Annotated in this window: 1 protein-coding gene; it reads left to right on the top strand. The window is 72.3% G+C overall.

Translation table 11 applies throughout. The annotated features are described in order from the left end of the window. The coding region (locus RNB18_RS52035; RefSeq protein WP_311721061.1) for a gamma-glutamyltransferase at positions 1-451 on the top strand (451 nt) is incomplete at both ends.

Here is a 451-nt window from a genome sequence, read left to right as displayed (position 1 = left end):
CCTGTGTCACCGCCACCGACCGGGAGGGCAACATGGTCGTCTCGACGCCCAGCGGCGGCTGGCTGAAAAGCTCCCCCGTGGTGCCGGGTCTCGGCTTCCCGCTCGGCACCCGGGGACAGATGGCCTGGCTGGCCGAGGGGCACCCCAACGTCCTCGCGCCCGGCAAGCGCCCGCGCACCACGCTCAGCCCCACCCTCGTACTGAAGGAGGGCCGCCCCTACCTCGCCTTCGGCACCCCGGGCGGGGACCAGCAGGACCAGTGGACGCTGCACTTCCTCCTCAACCACATCGACTTCGGCATGGCACCGCAGCGGGCCACGGAGGCGACCACGTTCCACACCGACCACGTCCCCACCTCGTTCACGCCACGCCAGTCGCGCCCGCTCACCCTGGTGGCCGAGCAGGGTTTCGACCGGGCCGTGCTGGAGGAGCTGGGCCACCGGGGCCACGA

This window comes from Streptomyces doebereineriae (genome assembly GCF_031845645.1).
Taxonomy (GTDB): Bacteria; Actinomycetota; Actinomycetes; order Streptomycetales; family Streptomycetaceae; genus Streptomyces; species Streptomyces canus.
This window is presented reverse-complemented; position numbering and strand designations above follow the sequence as displayed.